Annotated in this window: 23 protein-coding genes and 3 pseudogenes; 23 read left to right on the forward strand and 3 right to left on the reverse strand. The window is 37.8% G+C overall.

All coding sequences use genetic code 11. The features are described from left to right. Positions 1 to 320: 320 nt before the first annotated feature. The 5 genes from LZ575_RS13595 (at position 321) to LZ575_RS13615 (ending at position 2948) form a co-directional block, all read left to right on the forward strand. Positions 321 to 1613 (forward strand): aminopeptidase P family protein, encoded by a 1293-nt coding sequence (locus LZ575_RS13595; protein WP_235325037.1) that lies wholly within the window; start codon positions 321 to 323, stop codon positions 1611 to 1613. Between the two features lie 235 nt (positions 1614 to 1848). Then, positions 1849 to 2118 (forward strand): alpha/beta fold hydrolase, encoded by a 270-nt coding sequence (locus LZ575_RS13600; RefSeq protein WP_235325038.1) that lies wholly within the window; start codon positions 1849 to 1851, stop codon positions 2116 to 2118. Beyond that, positions 2111 to 2284: a hypothetical protein gene (locus LZ575_RS13605; RefSeq protein ID WP_235325039.1), complete on the forward strand. Its 174-nt coding sequence runs from the start codon at positions 2111 to 2113 to the stop codon at positions 2282 to 2284. Before LZ575_RS13600 ends, LZ575_RS13605 begins: the two co-directional genes overlap by 8 nt. Before the next feature lie 2 nt (positions 2285 to 2286). Then, positions 2287 to 2619: a hypothetical protein gene (locus LZ575_RS13610; protein WP_235325040.1), complete on the forward strand. Its 333-nt coding sequence runs from the start codon at positions 2287 to 2289 to the stop codon at positions 2617 to 2619. A 71-nt stretch (positions 2620 to 2690) separates the two neighbouring features. Further along, positions 2691 to 2948, forward strand: coding sequence for a hypothetical protein (locus LZ575_RS13615; RefSeq protein WP_235325041.1), 258 nt, complete (start codon positions 2691 to 2693; stop codon positions 2946 to 2948). Here the strand turns inward: LZ575_RS13615 and thiL are convergent. Further along, positions 2945 to 4000, reverse strand: a complete 1056-nt coding sequence (thiL, locus tag LZ575_RS13620) for a thiamine-phosphate kinase (protein ID WP_235325042.1) — start codon at positions 3998 to 4000, stop codon at positions 2945 to 2947. The two genes, LZ575_RS13615 and thiL, sit on opposite strands and share 4 nt — an antisense overlap. 367 nt (positions 4001 to 4367) lie before the next feature. On the opposite strand from thiL, the pseudogene LZ575_RS13625 reads away from it, so the two are divergent. The 15 genes and pseudogenes from LZ575_RS13625 to LZ575_RS13695 all read left to right on the forward strand — a co-directional run bounded on the left by LZ575_RS13625 (position 4368) and on the right by LZ575_RS13695 (position 15702). Continuing rightward, a pseudogene (locus LZ575_RS13625) lies at positions 4368 to 4698 on the forward strand (HesB/IscA family protein). A gap of 44 nt (positions 4699 to 4742) precedes the next feature. Then, positions 4743 to 5141, forward strand: coding sequence for a four helix bundle protein (locus LZ575_RS13630; protein ID WP_235325043.1), 399 nt, complete (start codon positions 4743 to 4745; stop codon positions 5139 to 5141). A gap of 30 nt (positions 5142 to 5171) precedes the next feature. Then, positions 5172 to 6620 (forward strand): annotated as a pseudogene (gene sufB / locus LZ575_RS13635) (Fe-S cluster assembly protein SufB). Positions 6621 to 6634: 14 nt separating this feature from the next. Beyond that, positions 6635 to 7018: a hypothetical protein gene (locus LZ575_RS13640; RefSeq protein WP_235325044.1), complete on the forward strand. Its 384-nt coding sequence runs from the start codon at positions 6635 to 6637 to the stop codon at positions 7016 to 7018. A gap of 33 nt (positions 7019 to 7051) precedes the next feature. Continuing rightward, positions 7052 to 7801, forward strand: a complete 750-nt coding sequence (gene sufC, locus LZ575_RS13645) for a Fe-S cluster assembly ATPase SufC (RefSeq protein ID WP_235325045.1) — start codon at positions 7052 to 7054, stop codon at positions 7799 to 7801. A gap of 55 nt (positions 7802 to 7856) precedes the next feature. After that, a complete protein-coding gene (locus LZ575_RS13650; protein ID WP_311195798.1) occupies positions 7857 to 8195 on the forward strand; it encodes a four helix bundle protein in 339 nt (112 codons plus the stop codon). A gap of 135 nt (positions 8196 to 8330) precedes the next feature. Then, entirely contained in the window at positions 8331 to 9647 is a 1317-nt protein-coding gene (sufD, locus tag LZ575_RS13655) for a Fe-S cluster assembly protein SufD (protein WP_235325046.1), read from the forward strand. A gap of 24 nt (positions 9648 to 9671) precedes the next feature. Next, a pseudogene (locus LZ575_RS13660) lies at positions 9672 to 10911 on the forward strand (aminotransferase class V-fold PLP-dependent enzyme). A 181-nt stretch (positions 10912 to 11092) separates the two neighbouring features. Further along, on the forward strand, positions 11093 to 11368 hold the full coding sequence (locus LZ575_RS13665) for an META domain-containing protein (protein ID WP_235330736.1): 276 nt from the start codon (positions 11093 to 11095) through the stop codon (positions 11366 to 11368). Further along, the gene (locus LZ575_RS13670) at positions 11361 to 11786 is read left to right on the forward strand and encodes a SufE family protein (protein WP_235325047.1); all 426 of its coding nucleotides are present in this window, start codon (positions 11361 to 11363) and stop codon (positions 11784 to 11786) included. The genes LZ575_RS13665 and LZ575_RS13670 overlap by 8 nt, the downstream gene beginning before the upstream one ends. Before the next feature lies 1 nt (position 11787). After that, positions 11788 to 12111, forward strand: coding sequence for an SUF system Fe-S cluster assembly protein (locus tag LZ575_RS13675; protein ID WP_235325048.1), 324 nt, complete (start codon positions 11788 to 11790; stop codon positions 12109 to 12111). Positions 12112 to 12163: 52 nt separating this feature from the next. Then, complete coding sequence (locus tag LZ575_RS13680) at positions 12164 to 12676, forward strand: DUF2480 family protein (protein ID WP_235325049.1); 513 nt, start codon at positions 12164 to 12166, stop codon at positions 12674 to 12676. 4 nt (positions 12677 to 12680) lie between these two features. Beyond that, entirely contained in the window at positions 12681 to 13583 is a 903-nt protein-coding gene (locus LZ575_RS13685; RefSeq protein WP_235325050.1) for a DUF3078 domain-containing protein, read from the forward strand. Between the two features lie 133 nt (positions 13584 to 13716). Continuing rightward, a complete protein-coding gene (gene hflX / locus LZ575_RS13690; RefSeq protein WP_235325051.1) occupies positions 13717 to 14937 on the forward strand; it encodes a GTPase HflX in 1221 nt (406 codons plus the stop codon). Positions 14938 to 14970: 33 nt separating this feature from the next. After that, on the forward strand, positions 14971 to 15702 hold the full coding sequence (locus tag LZ575_RS13695; RefSeq protein WP_235325052.1) for a hypothetical protein: 732 nt from the start codon (positions 14971 to 14973) through the stop codon (positions 15700 to 15702). Between the two features lie 64 nt (positions 15703 to 15766). On the opposite strand, the gene LZ575_RS13700 is transcribed toward LZ575_RS13695, so the two are convergent. Next, on the reverse strand, positions 15767 to 16174 hold the full coding sequence (locus LZ575_RS13700; protein ID WP_235325053.1) for a hypothetical protein: 408 nt from the start codon (positions 16172 to 16174) through the stop codon (positions 15767 to 15769). A 183-nt stretch (positions 16175 to 16357) separates the two neighbouring features. Here LZ575_RS13700 and LZ575_RS13705 point away from each other — a divergent pair, with 183 nt between their 5' ends. The 3 genes from LZ575_RS13705 (at position 16358) to LZ575_RS13715 (ending at position 17826) form a co-directional block, all read left to right on the forward strand. Further along, positions 16358 to 16744 (forward strand): hypothetical protein, encoded by a 387-nt coding sequence (locus tag LZ575_RS13705; protein WP_235325054.1) that lies wholly within the window; start codon positions 16358 to 16360, stop codon positions 16742 to 16744. A gap of 203 nt (positions 16745 to 16947) precedes the next feature. Then, positions 16948 to 17337: a hypothetical protein gene (locus tag LZ575_RS13710; protein WP_235325055.1), complete on the forward strand. Its 390-nt coding sequence runs from the start codon at positions 16948 to 16950 to the stop codon at positions 17335 to 17337. Positions 17338 to 17439: 102 nt separating this feature from the next. After that, positions 17440 to 17826, forward strand: coding sequence for a hypothetical protein (locus tag LZ575_RS13715; protein ID WP_235325056.1), 387 nt, complete (start codon positions 17440 to 17442; stop codon positions 17824 to 17826). Between the two features lie 98 nt (positions 17827 to 17924). Here the strand turns inward: LZ575_RS13715 and LZ575_RS13720 are convergent, their stop codons facing one another. Then, a complete protein-coding gene (locus LZ575_RS13720) occupies positions 17925 to 19304 on the reverse strand; it encodes a DUF5689 domain-containing protein (RefSeq protein ID WP_235325057.1) in 1380 nt (459 codons plus the stop codon). Positions 19305 to 19312: the final 8 nt, after the last annotated feature.

Consider the following 19312-nt stretch of genomic DNA (forward strand, 5'->3'; position numbering starts at 1 on the left):
GATAGGAGAATAAATTATCATTTAGCTCGATCTTTTCCTTATTACAGGAACCCCTTTATATGGACCATCCGATTTTTTATTGGACAAAATTTTCCCTTTAGAACGATCAATTTTGACGTACTTTCCCGTCCTGGGATTTTTAGTTTGTACTATTTTTTTATCTCCTGTTGCCATATTCAAATATATTCATTAATATAAAAAAATCAAATTATATGCCATTATACTAAATTTTTGAGGGCAAATCATCTCATCATTATTGATATTCTAGTGAAGTTATAGCATAATTTCTTTTTAGCTTTGGAAAAATAAATTAAGATACAATGAAATACAATCTAATAGACAAAAAGTTGTTCATAAAAAATCGTAAGAATTTTATGGCTGAAATGAAGCCCAAAAGCCTTGCTGTTTTTAACTCTAATGATATTTACCCCATAAGTGCAGACAGTACAATGCCCTTCCAACAGGCCCGGGATATTTTTTATCTTTCCGGGGTAGACCAGGATAAAAGTATCTTGGTCTTGTTTCCTGATGCACCTCTTGAAAAACACAGAGAGATTCTTTTTCTTACTGAAACTAACGAGCATATCGCAATTTGGGAAGGTGAGAAACTAACAAAGGAAAAAGCGTATGACACCAGTGGAGTAAAAACAGTTTATTGGTTAAAGGATTTTGAAAAGATTTTCTTTGAAGTAATGACACAGTGCGAGACTGTGTACTTCAATACCAATGAACATTATCGGGCAAGTGTGGAAACACAAACCCGCGAAGCCAGATTTATTGAGTGGTGCAAGCAAAAATATCCTGCACACCAGGTAGCCAAAAGTAATCCTATTTTACAACGGCTTCGAAGTGTGAAAGACCAGATTGAACTGGACCTGATGCAAAAAGCTTGTGACATTACTGAAAAAGCTTTTAGAAGAACCTTAAACTTTGTAAAACCCGGGGTTTGGGAATATGAAATTGAGGCCGAGTTTATGCACGAAATGCTAAGGAACAGGTCTAAAGGATTTGCCTATACGCCAATAATTGCCAGCGGGAACAATGCCAATGTTTTGCATTACGTTGAAAACAACCAGCAATGCAAAGCCGGAGATTTAATCTTATTAGATACAGGAGCAGAATATGCCAATTATTCCAGTGACCTTTCCAGGACTATTCCTGTTTCGGGAACATTTAGCCAAAGACAAAAGGAGGTTTACAATGCCGTCAACAAGGTAAAGAAGGAGGCTACAAAAATGCTTGTACCAGGAACGCTGTGGGCAGATTATCACGTCGAAGTAGGAAAATTAATGACTTCAGAATTGTTGGATCTGAAATTAATCGATAAAGCTGATGTAAAAAACCAAGATCCTGACTGGCCCGCATACAAAAAATATTTTATGCACGGTACCTCTCATCATATAGGATTAGACACTCATGATTATGGAATTCTTACAGAACCAATGAAGGAAAATCAGGTTTTCACGGTAGAACCCGGAATTTACATACCTGCGGAAGGCTTTGGGATTAGACTTGAAGATGATGTAGTAATTCAGAAAAGTGGAGAACCCTTTAATCTAATGCGGAATATTCCTATTGAAGCTGAAGAAATTGAGGAAATAATGAATTCTTAATTCTCAAAAATTAGCTGTAGAAACACCTAATTAGAAACCTGGACCTGTCTGCCGCGAAGCAGGCCTGGTTCAGGCTCTAACAGGGTTTGAAGTTTATAAATGGCTAATCAGATTTAAATTTTTAGGCTTTTAAACAATCGCCATACATAACATTCTGATGTTTTCCTTCCAGCCTAATCTTTGCTAAAAAAAGGAGATTTGATTCTGCCGTCCCACCTACTAACATATTTTTCTAATGTTATTAGAATTCAAAAACACACAAATCTTTTTCACCTCAAAAGGAGCCGGAAAACCTCTCGTCCTGTTACACGGATTTCTTGAAAGCAGCTCTATTTGGGAACCCTATATAGAGGATCTTTCCCAGGTTCGTCAGGTAATATGTATTGATCTTCCCGGCCACGGTCACTCGGGTACTATTGGAAGCATACATTCGATGGAACTAATGGCTGATGTGGTAAAGGCAGTACTCGAACATCTAAAAATTTCAAAAGCAAGTTTTGCTTAGCCACTCTATGGGAGGTTATGTAGCACTTTCATACCTGGAAAAATTTCCGGAAGATGTACTGGCCCTCCTCCTTATCAACTCTACTCCCGAAAAAGATTCTGAAGAAAGGATCATTAATAGGGAAAGAGCAATAGAATTGATTAAAAAGAAAAAAGAACATTTGTAAGCATGGCTATTTCTAACCTTTTAACTCCCGAAAGCAATGAAACTTTTAAAAATGAAATTGCAGTTATAAGGAAGCAGGCTCTTAAATTTTCTACTAAAGGAATTATAGCTAATATAAAAGGTATGAAAATTCGTACAGAGAAAAAAGAGCTGTTAAAGAATTACCAAAAGAGAAAAACCTTATTAATTGGTAAAAATGATCCTATATTAAACTGGAAAACAGCCGTTAGCATAGCAGAATATTGCAACTGTAAAACTATTTTAACAACCGGAGGTCATTTAGCATATATAGAAAACACTGCAGAAGTTCGAGAAATTCTGCGTTTCATCGATTAATTTTAACTTTTTAGCGATTAATTAACTTTTTTTATACTTTTAATGTTCTGTAACAACTAATAAAATTTTGTATGATGAAAATCACCACCAAAATTTCTTCTATCGCAAAGCTTTATTGCACGTTCTTCGGCCATAATTTAACGGTATCCAAAAATGTTACTAATCATATTCACGAGTATAAATGTGCACACTGCGGAGTTGAAATGACCGACACTGCCGATGGCTTTCTCGCCAGGTTAACTCCTAAATTTAAAGAAACAAACGATTATATCTCTCAAATATATGTAAGAAGAAGACAAAGACGCACTCAATATGCTAATGCTTCTTAATCTTCATCCCTCTCCATAGCATTCCATCCCTTAGCCTTCAAAGGTATTTTAGTATTGCCACGCGTTATTAAATGCATTCCTTCCCTTTCTTCAGTCATATGACCAATGATTGTTAAGTGAGGATTCCCTTTTATTTTATCATAATCATTCTGGGAAACAGTAAAAAGAAGTTCGTAATCTTCTCCCCCACTAAGAGCAATTGTAGTACTGTCAAGCTGAAACTCTTCACAAGCTGAAATTACAGCTGGATCAAGAGGTATTTTTTCTTCAAATAAATTTACACCCACCCCAGAGTTTTTGCAGATATGGATAATCTCTGAAGATAAGCCGTCACTGATATCTATCATAGCCGTGGGCAGCACTTCAAGTTTTTTCAGCAAGGGTGGAATATCTCTCCGGGCTTCCGGTTTTAATTGTCTTTCAATAAGGTAAGTGTAAGCATCAAGATCGGGTTGTGAGTTGGGATTGACTTTGAAAACTTCCTTTTCCCGTTCAAGAATTTGCAATCCCATGTAGGCCGCTCCCAAATCCCCCGTAACAACGAGCAGGTCGTTAGGTTTAGCACCACTTCTTAAAACCACTTCTTCCTTAGGGGCGCTACCCAAAGCTGTAATGCTAATTAAAAGTCCCTTAGTGGAGGAAGTCGTATCTCCTCCTACTACATCAACATTATAAATTTTTGCAGCTAATTCTATTCCCGCATATAATTCTTCAAGTGCTTCAACAGGAAACCTGTTAGAAACTGCAATGGAAATGGTAATTTGGGTGGCCGTCGCATTCATGGCATAAACGTCAGAAAGATTAACCATAACGGCCTTATAACCAAGATGCTTCAGCGGCATATATGCAAGATCAAAATGCACTCCTTCAACTAAAAGATCTGTAGTGACCAGCGTTTGCAAATCCTGAAAATCCAGGACCGCAGCGTCATCTCCAATTCCTTTTATAGTGGAGGGGAGCTTTACCACAAGGTTCTTCGTAAGAAGGTCTATAAGGCCAAATTCTCCTAATTCTGAAAGGTTTGTTCTGCTATTCTGACTATCTTCTATCATTGGTTCAAATTTAATTTTGCAAAAATAATGGTTTATTATTTGAACCCGCATATTTCTGATAGTTTTATGCCCCAGGCACCGGAGAAGTGGAGAGTAAAAAACGCACATAAAGCAAAAATTTCAATACCTAACTTTAAAGAAAGTGCTGAAAGTTTACATACTTTCCTAATTATTAAAGAGCAATAGCCAGGCCCTATGGAAGTACAGAAAGACAAAGGGATAAAAAGCTCCTTTTGACCTGATTAAAATTTTCGAATTTTGGATTGGGTAAGCCTATAATTCCATTCTCAAAACAAATGCTCAGGATATGGTAAACCGCTTGTTTTGTAGTATATTTGTGCCCAATTTAGAATTAATCTGTTTAACAATGATAAAGGTAAGCGAAGACGCAAAAAAAAGGATCGCGCTATTGATGGCCGAAGAGGGTTATGACGCGCAAAAAGACTTTGTACGCGTGGGAGTGAAAAGCGGAGGATGTTCCGGTTTATCTTACGAGTTGAAGTTTGACAAATCACAGGCAGAGCAGGACAAATTATTTGAAGATAATCAGGTTAAGATTGTTGTGGATAAGAAAAGCGTACTATACCTGGCTAGGTACTATTTTAGAATATTCCGGCGGGCTAAACGGCAAAGGATTTGTTTTTAACAATCCCAACGCCCAGCGAACTTGTGGTTGTGGAGAGAGTTTTTCGTTGTAGGTTCAAAATTTAAAGTTTAAGATTCAAGGTTGATCAAATTGGAGATGGGTACAGCACAGAAGTTCGAGGATCTTGAAATTTGGAAAAGAGCACGGGAAATTTGTAAGAAAGTGCATTTGATTCAAGGCAAGACTGACCTTAAAAAGGACTTTAAGCTTTATAATCAATTGAATGGTTCATCGGGTTCAATAATGGACAATATAGCTGAAGGTTTTGAAAGAAATGGAAATAAAGAATTTTGCCAATTTCTGTCTATTGCCAAAGCCTCATGTGGAGAGACGCGATCGCAGTTCTATAGAGTTCTCGATAGGGATTACATAAGTAAAGAAGAATTCGACAATTTAGTCGAAAAACTAACATCACTGAGCAAACAAATAAATTCATTTATGAAGTATTTGAAAGACAGTGGCTTCAGAGGGTCAAAGTTCTCCAAAGAACTTTAAACTTTGAACTTTAAACTTTGAATTAAAGTTATGGCATATACTGAAGATGATTTAAAAAAAGAACTGGAAACCAAAGAATACGAATATGGTTTCTATACAGATATTGAGTCTGATACTTTTCCCGTGGGGTTAAGTGAGGATATCGTTAGAGCAATTTCGAAAAAGAAAGAGGAGCCGGAATGGATGACTCAGTGGAGATTGGAAGCATACAGAATTTGGGAAGATATGACTGAACCAAATTGGGCGAATGTAAAGTACACCAAGCCTAATTTTCAAAATATTTCCTACTACTCTGCTCCTAATAAGAAGCCGAAATATGACAGTCTGGATGAAGTTGATCCTGAATTGAGGGCGACATTTGAAAAATTAGGTATTTCTCTTGATGAGCAAAAGAAACTGGTTAAGTGTGGCGGTGGATATCGTAATGGACTCCGTATCGGTAACCACTACTTTTAAGAAGACCCTTGCTGAAAAAGGAATAATCTTCTGCTCTATTTCAGAAGCAATTCGAGAATATCCTGAACTGGTAAAGAAATATATTGGTTCTGTGGTACCTCAAAAGGATAATTTCTATGCAGCTTTAAATTCCGCTGTTTTTAGTGATGGTTCCTTCTGCTATATTCCTAAAGGAGTACGTTGTCCTATGGAACTTTCTACTTACTTCAGAATTAATCAGGCAGGAACTGGTCAATTTGAAAGGACTCTTGTAGTTGCAGACGAGGATAGTTACGTAAGTTATCTTGAAGGCTGTACTGCTCCTTCACGGGATGAAAATCAGTTACATGCTGCAGTTGTTGAATTAGTAGCACTTGATGGTGCTGAAATTAAATATTCCACCGTACAAAACTGGTTCCCGGGGAACAAAGAAGGAAAAGGCGGGGTTTATAACTTCGTCACCAAAAGAGGAATTTGCGAGAAAAATGCCAAGATCTCCTGGACACAGGTTGAAACCTAGTTCTGCGATTACCTGGAAGTATCCTTCCTGTATTCTAAAGGGAGACAATTCTATTGGAGAATTTTATTCTATTGCTGTTACTAACAACCATCAGCAGGCTGATACTAAGCACAAAAATGATTCACCTTGGTAAAAATACCAGGAGTACTATTATTTCTAAAGGAATTTCTGCAGGACAATCCCAGAACAGCTATCGAGGACTTGTTCAAATGAGCAGTCGTGCAGATAATGCAAGGAATTTCTCACAATGTGATTCCCTCCTTATGGGAAATAAATGTGGAGCTCACACCTTCCCTTATATTGAAGTAAAGAACAAAAGTGCGCAGGTAGAACATGAAGCAACTACCAGTAAAATTGGGGAAGACCAGATATTTTACTGTAACCAACGAGGTATTGACACCGAGAAAGCGATTGCATTAATTGTGAACGGTTTTAGCAAAGAGGTTCTAAATAAGCTTCCTATGGAATTCGCTGTGGAAGCTCAGAAGTTATTGGAAATATCCCTTGAAGGATCAGTCGGATAAAAGTGAAAATGAAAATGAAGAAGTTAATTGTCCTGGTAAGTATACTTTTCCTTATCACATCTTGTGACAACGAGCAGGAATCAGCGCCTGAGCCTGAAGTTATTTCTATTGTTAAGGACAGTATTCAGGTTTATGAAGGCAACTTTATAATGGCGGGAGATGATGCAGTGTTAAAGGGAAATAAATTTGTTTATGAGGTGAAAATGGATTCCACTGCAATGGAGTTTAAAGATTCTCTCAAATCATACAAAGCTTCACAGGATGGTATCGTTCCCGTTAAAGTAAAAGGAAAAGTGACAAAAAATTTCTCTGCATCAAGCTATTCCCAACTTCTGAAGATCACAGAAGTTTTGGAAATTAAAGCAGAGCGATCAGAAAATACAGAATCAAAAAATTAATGTCGATTTAAATTCGGCAAATTCAGAAATATTATGCTTAAAATAAAAAATTTACACGCCAGTATAGAAGATAAGGAAATCCTGAAAGGGATCAATTTGGAAATAAATCCGGGTGAAGTTCACGCAATTATGGGACCTAACGGTTCAGGGAAAAGTACATTGTCTTCAGTAATTGCAGGAAAGGAAGAATTTGAGATGACACAGGGGGAGATATTTTTTGAGAATGAAGACCTTACCGAGCTTGATCCTGAAGAGAGGGCGCACAAAGGTATCTTCTTGTCTTTCCAGTATCCCGTTGAAATTCCCGGTGTTTCTGTAACAAATTTTATGAAAGCGTCTATTAACGCCCACCGCAAATCACAAGGACTGGAAGACATCTTAGCAAATGAGATGCTAAAGCTGATTAGAGAAAAATCTGAATTACTTGAAATAGACAGGAAATTCTTATCCCGTTCCCTTAACCAGGGATTTTCCGGTGGAGAAAAGAAACGAAATGAAATTTTCCAGATGGCTATGCTGAACCCAAAATTAGCAATATTGGATGAGACCGATTCAGGATTGGATATTGACGCTTTAAAAGTTGTTGCTAATGGAGTGAACAGGTTAAAGAGCAATGACAATGCAGTTTTGGTAATAACTCACTACCAGCGCCTGCTGGATTATATTATTCCAGATTTTGTTCACGTGATGATGGATGGGAAAATTGTGAAATCGGGCACTAAAGAACTTGCTTACGAGTTGGAGGAGAAAGGTTACGACTGGCTGAAGCCGGAAACTGTTTAAGTTTCAGGTTTCAGGTTTCAGGTTTTATATTAGGGTAGAATGAAAATAACAATTTATGGCTACTATCAGGAGGTTTGAAGATTTAGAAATCTGGCAGGAGGCACGTAAATTGTCAAATGAAATAATAAAACTGAGTAAGAATTCCGAGTTAAAAAATGATTTTAAACTTCGGGAGCAGATTAAAGGATCATCCGGTTCTATAATGGATAACATTGCAGAAGGATTTGAAAGAGATGGAAATCTTGAGTTCAGACAATTTCTCTCTATCGCTAAAGGTTCGGCAGGAGAAACGAGATCGCAATTATATAGGTTGTACGATTCGGAATATATTGATAAAGAAACCTTAGAGAGAATTAAGAATGACTACGAAGCATTGAGCAGAAAAATTGCTTAGCTTCATTAGTTATTTGAATAAGAAAGCATTTCAGGGTTTAAAATACAGGAATGAATAAACCTGAAACTGCCGCAGGCATAGAAACCTGAACCTTCTTTAATTGAGAAGCGTTTGTTTTAGGAAAAATTAAAAGAAATGGAATTAAAGGAAAAATTAATATCCTCATTTATGGCCTTTGAAGAGGCTTGTGATGTGGATGCCGATATACATAATTTAAGAAGTGAAGCGATCAAAGAATTTGAGGCGCTGGGCTTCCCTACGAAAAAAGAAGAGGCCTGGAAATACACTTCATTAAATTCAATTTTAAAGCACGATTATAGTGTTTTCCCAAAAAAGGAAGATGCGATAGAATACAGGGATATTAAGAAATATCTGATACACGATATAGACACTTACAACCTGATCTTTATCGACGGGATCTTTTCTTCCCATTTATCACAGACGACCCACGACAAACATGATGTTTGTCTTATGTCGTCGGCCCTGGCAAAACCGAAGTATAAGGAGGTTATAGATCAATATTTCAACAAGATAGTTTCGAGGGAAAATGGTTTTACACCTCTAAACACTGCTTTTTCGAAAGAAGGTGCTTTTATTAGAATTCATAAGGGTAAAGTAGCAGATAAACCAATTCAGATAGTGAATTTCTCTACCGGAAATGAATCAGCGCTTATGCTACAACCACGGAATTTGATCGTAGTTGAGGAGAATGCACAGGTACAGATCATTGAACGCCACCAGAGTCTTACAGATCATCCCGTACTCACAAATTCTGTTACAGAAATTTACGCAGGAAAGAATGCTATTGTTGATTATTATAAAATACAGAATGACAGGGCTTCAGCTTCATTAATAGACAATACTTTTATTGAGCAGAAGGATAACTCTAATTGTTCAATCCACACTTTTTCTTTTGGAGGAAAATTGACGAGAAATAACCTCAATTTTTATCAGCGTGGAGAACATTGCGATTCTACCTTAAAAGGAATAACCATAATTGAGGATAAGCAACTAGTAGATCATAATACGCTGGTGCATCATATATTCCCTAACTGCGAAAGCCATCAGGATTACAAAGGTATTTTTGCTGATACTTCTTACTGTGTCTTTAATGGAAAAGTAGTTGTAGATAAGGAAGCACAGAAAATTAATGCTTTCCAGGCCAACAATAATATATTATTGGATGACAAAGCGACAATCAACTCCAAACCACAATTGGAAATCTTTGCCGATGACGTAAAATGTAGTCACGGCTGTACAATTGGGCAGCTGGATAAGGATTCACTTTTCTACCTCCGCTCAAGAGGGATTCCTCAAAAAGAGGCAAAAGCACTATTGATGTATGCTTTTGCAAATAATGTTTTGGAAAGTGTTAGAATTCCTGAAATAAAGAAGAGAATAACAAAACAAATAGCTTTAAAATTGGGTGTAAATCTGGGATTTGACCTTTAATAAATTAGCAGGAAAAAACGGTGTATGAGTGTATTGGCCAAACAATCTTCTTTTGATGTAGAAATGATAAGGAAAGACTTTCCTATTCTAAAAAGGGAAGTTAACGGCCATCCTTTGGTCTATTTTGATAATGCCGCTACTTCACAAACGCCTGTACAGGTAATGGATGCTATTGTAGATTACTATTCTAACTATAATTCTAATATCCACCGGGGAGTTCATTCCCTTTCGCAGGAAGCTACAGACAAATACGAGGAAGCCAGGAAAAAGGTGCAGGCACATTTTAACGCTGCTCATTCATACGAGATTATCCTTACATCCGGCACCACACACGGGATTAATCTTGTGGCCAGCGGATTTTCAGCCCTACTGGAAGAAGGAGATGAGATAATGGTCTCTGCTTTGGAACATCACTCGAACATTGTTCCGTGGCAAATGCTAACCGAAAAAACAGGAGCTGTTCTCAAAGTTATCCCCATGGATGAAAGTGGAGAATTAATTCTTTCAGAATTTGAAAAGCTTCTTTCACGAAAAACAAAAGTTGTTTTCATAAACCACGTATCCAACGCACTCGGTACTATTAATCCTATAGAGGAGATTATTGCCGGGGCACATAAGGTGGGTGCTGCGGTATTGGTTGACGGTGCACAGGCCGCTCCCCATATTAAAGCAGATGTACAGGCTTTAGATGTAGATTTCTATGTAGCCTCTGCACATAAAATGTGTGGCCCAACGGGAGTTGGGATCCTTTATGGAAAAGAAAAATGGTTAAAAAAACTACCTCCTTACCAGGGAGGCGGAGAAATGATAGCCACTGTTACTTTTGAAAAAACCACTTACGCAGATCTACCTCACAAATTCGAAGCAGGAACTCCAAATATTTGTGGGGGAATAGCCTTTGGTGCAGCACTGGATTACATGAATAATATTGGTTTTGAAACCATTGCCGCTTACGAACAGGAGCTACTGCATTACGCAACTCAAAAGCTTCTTGAGATCGAGAAAGTTAAGATCTACGGCATTTCCAAAAAGAAAACTGCAGTAATTTCCTTTAACATTGAAGGAATTCACCCTTATGACATAGGAACCATTGTCGACAAATTGGGAATAGCAGTTCGCACTTAGCCATCATTGTGCTCAACCCATTATGGATTACTACAAGATCCCGGGAACAGTGAGGGCATCTTTTTCTTTTTACAACACCAAAGAAGAAATTGATACCTTTATAGATGCGATAAAACGTGCAAAATCAATGTTGGAATAAAAATCCTTCAGCTATGAAAAATCTTCTGGTTCTATTTCTGATTATTTTGGTATCCTGCGGTGAAAAAAAGACAGCAAAGCCGATCCAATGAAACCGCAGACTTAGTCTTGCTGAAGATCCTGAACTTTCAGGAAGTTATTTCATAACGCAATTAGGAAACGAAGATGTTTCTTCAGAAGAAATTGATCTCACCTTTGATGAAAAGCGGAAGGAATTGCGCGGAAACGCAGGATGTAACCCTAGGTTTAGTTCAGGATTTGAAAGAGATGGAAGAAAAATTACCTTCAGTGAACCTGTAAGTACCAGAATGTTTTGCGACGGAAAAATGGAAAGGGAAAATCAGGTAATGGAAATCCTTCCGAAGATTACTGAAATGAGAAAAAACGAGGATAATGTGATCTTTCTTTCAAACGAGGGAGAGCAGTTATTAATGGTTCAAAAAAACGGAAATGAGTAATATAAAAGAGAAGCAGGAAGAGGTTGTAGAGGAGTTTTCTATGTTTGATGACTGGATGCAGCGTTATGAATATATGATAGATCTTGGAAAATCCCTGCCCCTTATTGATGAAAAATATAAAGTAGAGGAAAACATTATAAAAGGCTGCCAAAGCAAGGTTTGGGTACACGCAGAGTTAGAGGGAGATAAACTTGTTTTTACGGCAGATAGTGACGCTATAATAACAAAAGGAATTGTGGCGATTCTAATAAGGGTATTTTCAAATCAACATCCTGCAGATATACTGGAAGCCGATACACAGTTTATTGATGAAATCGGGCTAAAAGAGCACCTCTCTCCCACCCGTGCAAACGGATTGGTGAGTATGATTAAACAATTGAAAATGTATGCTATAGCGTATCAAACACAACTAGATTAAAATGGAACAGGAAATAGATACCCAGGAACTGGGAGAAAAAATAGTAAGGGTACTAAAAACCATTTATGACCCCGAAATTCCCGTTGATATATATGAATTAGGGCTAATTTATGACGTCATGGTAAATACTGATTATGATGTCAAGATCCTGATGACGCTTACAACTCCTAACTGTCCGGTTGCTGAAAGCTTACCGCAGGAGGTTGAAGAAAGGGTAAAATCCCTTGATATGGTTAAGGATTGTGAAGTTGAAATAACTTTTGATCCCCCATGGACTCAGGATCTTATGAGCGAAGAAGCTAAACTGGAACTCGGGATGCTTTAGGCACCTTATCCCCCGAAGGGGAAAGGATACAAAAGATGCAATTAAATTTACTATGTCTACAGAAATTATAAATCGGGTTGCAAATAGCAAATTAGTCACTTTTGACCTTGAGGATTTCTATCCTAAAGGCGAAAGAGTTTTATTTGATATTAAGGATTGGTTACTGGAAGGATTAGTGTTGAGGGAAGGTGTATTTAGAGAAAAGGCCGCTGCCTGGGACTGGAGCCAATATGATGGCTCTTACGTCGCCTTAACCTGTTCTACAGATGCCATTATTCCGGCCTGGGCCTATATGCTCCTCGCCACTTACCTGCAGCCTTACGCGAAAAAAGTAGTTGTGGGAAATCTGGATAATTTGGAAACGGTACTTTACACAGAAATCATACAAAATCTGGATGTCACAGCTCTTGCAGACAAACCTGTAATTGTTAAAGGCTGCTCTCACAAACCTGTACCTCAAAACGCTTACATATTACTAATCTCAAAACTACAATCTGTAGTAAAAAGCCTTATGTACGGGGAAGCCTGTTCCTCAGTACCGCTTTATAAGAAATCCAAAAACTAAATAAATGAAACATTTTTTTCCTGTCTTTCTACTGCTGGTCTCTACCCTCACAGTATCTGCACAAGACAAAGGAAAAGAGGTTCCGCCCAATGGCTGGACTTCTGAAGGTACAATTCAACTTTTGTTCAATCAATCTGCTTTTAATCACGAATGGACAGGAGGAGGAACATCCAGTATTGCAGGAAACCTCAACTTTAATTATGAGGAGAATTACAGGATGGACAACTTTTCCTGGACCAACAGGATTCATGCGAATTATGGATTGACAAAGGTAAAAACCGATAAGTTTGCGCGTAAAACCAGTGACAGATTTGAACTTAATTCTGTTGCAGGTTATCAATTGGAGAATTCCAATTGGTACTACTCCTATTTTTTAAATTTCAGGACTCAATTTGACAAAGGGTACAACTTCAGCAAAGATCCTGAAACAGGACAAACTATAAGAACAGAATATACTCATTTTCTCTCTCCTGCTTACCTGCAAACAGGACCGGGATTTATGTGGAAAAAGGATGAAAACTTTATTGTAAATATTGCCCCTGCCACTGCCAGGTTTATTTTTGTAGATGATAAATTCACCACTACCCCGGGCTATGCAGATGGTCGCTATTTTGGTGTAAACGAAGGAAAAAGCAGCCGCTTCGAATTTGGTGCTGCTCTTAATGCATACCTTCAATTTAAAGTAATGAGTGATGTGGTGATGGAAAATAGTATAAACCTCTACTCTAATTATCTAGACAAACCTGGAAATGTAGATATTGATTACCTGATGAACCTTGAAATGGGCATCAATAAATATCTTTCTGCAAATTTGCTTTTCCAGGCCATTTATGATGATAATGCAGTTGCTGCCTTTCAAATTAGAGAAGTATTTGGACTTGGCATTAACTACAATTTCGGATTCTAAAAATATCCCTTTATAGATTTTAATCCCGAAGCAGCTGCTTCGGGATTTTTGTTTTCACTAATTTCTAGTTAAATTTTTGCTGAATTAGATTCGCTGAAATTGCTTTTAGAATCAATTGTGTAACTTTGAATCTATGATAGAAAAGACAGATTTAAATTATGAAAAAGCGGTGCTTATTGGGATTGTCACCCGGGAGCAGGATGCTGATAAACTGAATGAATACCTGGACGAACTGGAATTTCTCACCTATACAGCAGGTGGCGAAGTTGTAAAAAGGTTTACCCAAAAAATGGATCGGCCCGATCCCAAGACTTTTATAGGATCAGGAAAAATTAACGATGTTAAACAGTTCATTGATGAAAATGAAGTTGGAACTGCAATTTTTGATGACGAACTTTCTCCTGCTCAACAAAAAAATATAGAACGGGTCCTGCAGTGCAAAGTGCTGGACAGGACTAACCTTATTTTGGACATTTTTGCGCAACGTGCACAAACAAGTTATGCGCGAACGCAGGTAGAACTGGCGCAATATCAATATTTGCTCCCAAGGCTTGCGGGAATGTGGACTCACCTGGAGAGACAACGTGGTGGTATAGGAATGCGTGGTCCCGGGGAAACAGAAATCGAGACTGACCGTAGGATCGTTAGAGATAAAATTGCCCTGCTCAAGAAAAAGATTGAAACCATTGACAAACAAATGGAAGTTCAAAGGGGAAACCGCGGGCAGCTGGTGCGGGTGGCCTTGGTGGGCTACACCAACGTAGGAAAATCTACCCTGATGAATGTCATAAGCAAAAGTGAAGTATTTGCTGAAAATAAATTATTTGCTACGCTGGACACTACAGTTAGAAAGGTTGTAATAAGAAATCTTCCATTCCTGCTTACCGACACTGTTGGTTTTATTAGGAAGCTACCCACCCAATTAATAGAATCTTTTAAATCTACTCTGGATGAAGTAAGGGAGGCAGATCTTCTCCTGCACGTTGTTGATATTTCTCATCCAAATTTTGATGATCACATTGAATCGGTGAATCAAACTCTTGCCGACATAAAGAGTGCAGATAAACCTACCATAATGGTATTTAATAAAATAGATGCCTACCAACCTGAAGAGATCGAAAGCGATGACCTGGTAACAGAAAAGACAACAGCTCATAATACACTGGAGGAGTGGAGGCAAACCTGGATGAACAGGCTGGGGAACAATGTTCTTTTTATTTCAGCACTTAATAAGGAGAATATGGAAGATTTCAGAAAAAAGGTTTATGATACAGTAAGAGATATTCACGTTACCAGATTTCCATACAACAATTTCTTATACCCGGAATATGATGCTTATGGTGAGGAAGAATAATCTTTTTCTTAAATTAGTATAAACCAAAGTCTTATGAAAAAATTCTTGTTTTTACCTGTGGTTCTTTTCTGCGGAATTTTATACGCGCAGGATTTGAGTGGTTCCTGGAAACTAACCGAAAGAAATGGAACCGAAGTGAAAGATATGGAAGTGGTACAGATCATTCAGGATGGCTATTTTTCTATAGGTGCAAAGCTGAAGGAGGGAAATAAATTTCATAGTGCCAAAGGCGGAGAATTTGAAGTAACAGGAGATAAATTCAAAATTGTTCAGGATTACAATACCGAAAATCCGGAGCTCATAGGCAAAGAAATAAATTACACCTTCAGTAAAGAAGGAGATAAATTCACATTATCTGATCCTATTAATAATGAAGTCTGGCAAAGGATCTCTAACAAAGAAAACGATCTCACACGTAATTGGGTAATTACGGGAAGGGAACGTAACGGGGAAATGGGAACAATGACGCCCGGAGACAGAAGAACCGTCAAGATCCTTAGTGGCGACCGTTTTCAATGGATTGCCTTCAATAGTGCTACAGGAGAATTTAGTGGCACTGGCGGGGGAACCTACACTGCCAAAGATGGAAAATATACAGAAATTATAGAATTTTTCTCCAGAGACGACAGCCGCGTAGGCGCCAGCTTAGAATTTGATTACGAAGTTAAGGATGGAAAATGGCATCATAACGGAAAAAGCTCTAAAGGAGATCCAATTTATGAAATCTGGTCCCCTTATGAAGAAGCTTATCAAAAAAGTAATTAAACAGAAAATCAGCCCTCGGGCTGATTTTCTGCGTTAATATATCTCTTTAATATATCTATAGACACTAATTCCTCACCAGTACTCCTTCTACAGGAATGTAATATTCTCCTTTAGGGTTAGTTTTTAAACTGAAGAGGATTCTGTTCTCTACTGGCTGGTATTGCAGTTGCACATTACCCACAGCATAGCTGAGTCCGCTTCTTATACTTCCCTGGAAAATATTTTCGGCCTTTCTAATAAGAACTATAGAAAACTCATCCTTATTGTCGTTGCAATCTATTCTTTCTCCATGAAGGTAAACACTGCAGTGGTTTCCCCTGTAATTATTTTCTGAAATTTCTATAAGGTCAATTGTAAACATGTTTCCTCCATCGACTGAATTCCAGCTCCAGGAACCGGAAATATCCTGGGCAAAAGAGGAAAACGTAAGGAACAATAAAAAGAATGGGTAGAGGAGTAATTTTTTTACCATAAATAAAAGTTAAATCGAAAAATAAAAGGTGATTTTAAGCTACGCAAAATTACAACAGAAATTTCGTAAAATTCTGTTACTCTTACGTTATAAAAGTCCCAACATACTTTTTTCGGTTTTGTACGCAACCTTTTAATGTTATCAAGGTCATTTATATATGGAACCTTCAAAACTTTGTAGCTCATGAAAATTTCCTTTCTTCTATCTGTCTTCTTTTTCTCCTTTTTTACAACATCCTGTGATAAGGAAGAGCCGGATCCGGTTGCTGCGATTGATATTTCCAACATAACTCTTGCCGAGTCCTTTTCTATAGGGCAAATGGCCGAAGTAAACGTGACAATCACCAAGCCTACTCCCTGCCATATTATAGAGGAGAAAGCACTAACTATTTCGGGCAGGATCTATTCTTACAATTTCCGCCTTATAGATAAAGCTGAAATTTGCATTCAAGTGACGCAGGAGGAAACCGTAACTGTAGATTTTGAACCTGCTGAAGCCGGGGAACACACTCTTAACTTTTTCATCAACGGGGATCTATTGGAAACCCGAACTGTAACAGTGACGGAATAATATAAAGTAATTAAAAATCACCCTATTTCTCCAAAGGCCAGATCTTCTGAGTATAGAAGAACCTAGCTTTTTTCTTTTTCCGGAAAAATATATTCTCGGTTATTCATAATGAAATCTGTAATTGCTCTGACTCACAGATTCATACGCAACTTTTTTTACTTTTTAAGTCATTAATGTATATAACCTTCTCACGATTGTAAAATATGAAAGTTTTTACTTTAATAACTCTCCTCTTCCTCTCTTCTCTTATAGTTTCCTGTGATAAGGAAGATGAAGAGCCTACTCCTGAAATTAGTATTTCAAACATTACCCTGGCAGAAACCTATACTGTTGGACAGGCAGAGGAAATTAACGTGACTATCATCAAGCCCACTCCCTGCCATGAAATAGAAGAGGAATCAGCTACTGTCTCAGCAAGTACTTACTCGTATTACTTTCGCCTGTTAAACAATAGGGAATTTTGCATACAGGTTTTAGCGAGAGATGAAACTATGAGTGTAAATTTTGAACCTACTGAAGCCGGAGAACATCTTCTTAATTTTTACATAGACGGGGAACTGCTGGAAACCCGAACAGTATTAGTTACAGAATAAAATTTAAAATTCGCGCACCTTATTGCCCTAAAACCCTGGACCGACCTGATAATTGTTATGCACCCATATAATTTTTGAAAGCATTAAATACTTCCTACACTTATGAAGAATCTTAATCTTTTGTTCCTTCTGGCATTGTGTGCTCTCTCCATTAGTTGTCATAAAGAACAAATTTCTCCGGAACCGGAAACAGCAATTGCAGATATTAATCTTTTTCCTGAATATCCATTTGTCCAGGCACAGAAGATAAATGTAACAGTATTGAAGCCCACCGCCTGCCACAAAATAGAAAAAGTCAAGGTTTCGGTTGTAGACAAAAATTTTTACTACGACTTTTTAGTTGGAAGTGAAACTGACGCCTGCATCCACGTACTAAGGGAGGAAGTAAAAAGCGTCTATTTCTTACCTTCAGGAGGCGGAGAATATACCCTTAACTTTTACATCAACGGAAATTTTTACGAAACAAGGACTGTGGCCATATCAGGCTGAAAATAAATAAAGATTAAACCTGATTCTGTTAGTAAGCCGGGGTTCCAGTCATGAGTCCCGGCTTTACATTTTTCGGCAGGATGTAATTCAAAAAAATCTTAATCACTAGTTACCCTCACATTGTCGATATCATAGGTTGTGGATTTTTCTGAAGCCGAACCCAGATAATGGAAAGCCACATGAATAGTTCCTTCAAGGCAGGAGATATCGATATGAGATCGGGTAAAAGTCACTGCATTTTGATTGGTGGGTCCTACCGGAATATTTGCCTCCAGAAGCTGCCAATTAGTTGTGAGGGGATTTCCTGTAAATTCATTAGTTACCAGAACTCGGAGAATGGTAGCATTATCAAAAGAAGCTCTAAGATCAAAAGACAAAACTCTATTAGAAATGGCATTTACATCTATTGGAGGAGTAATAAGCCATGCTTCGAGAGGATTTTCCTGTGTATTATAGGCAGAAATCCTAACATGTCTGTTTCCCTGCAAAGTTCCAGGTTTAAATTTCTCACTCCCGCCACTGGTATTGATATTCATCCAGCCACGGGTTTCCAGCATTCTTTGAGTAGTAATGGTTTCAAAACTTTCCTCAAAAACTGTCTCAATCCCCGGAGTTGAGTTAGAACCACAATTCAGGAATTGAGGATCACATCTTGCTCCATCATTAAAGTCTAAAGCTTCAGGAGAGGTTATAATAACAACGTAAAAGTCGTCGTAAAAATCTCTTGCCAGTACTCCCTCAACACTTCCAGAAGATGTAGGAAGCAATAAAGACCGGAAGTTTGAAAATGTACTGGTACTTAAATTGGTTGTAGCCCCGCTTTCGCAACTTTCCACCTGTCGTACCCCGTCATATTGATCGAAGTTTTCAGCAGCAAAAGTGTACCTGTCATTCTCCTTTATTAGGTTTCGGTTGAATTGCACATTATCAATTCGGATATAAAGATTTTTAAATTGCTCGTTGAACTGGGTGATTTTAAGATCCAAAGGAACAATAGTAGCAGTGTCGTTTGTTCTTATTATATGATCATCAATAAGAGCCTGAGAAATAGCTACAACATCGCCTCTATTTTGTTTCCCCAATTGCATAACTCCATTGTTGTACCAAAGGCTAAGACCGTCCAGTTTTATATAAACTTTTCTTCCAAAATTGTAGGTATCAAATAAAGAGTTATCATCAATTAAAACCTGGATACCAGATGTGGGATTCTCCGGCTTATCCTGAAGGATCAGCTTTTTATAAAAATTTCCTCCTTCATCACTAGATATTACAAATCCCTCAAAATAGGTATTGGTATCTCTGAAGGTGTAAATCTCATTTGTATTAAAGTTGTAATGCCCTTTAACAGCATCAATGGTAGTAATGTTTCCGACAGCCGGGACAGGTGGCGTAGTCATTTCCGGCAGCTGAAAATCATCTGTTTTTACACAAGAGCTTAATGAAATTATTATCAATATCAGAATTCTTATTTTTCCCATAACCCTTT

It is taken from the genome of Antarcticibacterium sp. 1MA-6-2 (assembly GCF_021535135.1).
Classification (GTDB): domain Bacteria; phylum Bacteroidota; class Bacteroidia; order Flavobacteriales; family Flavobacteriaceae; genus Gillisia.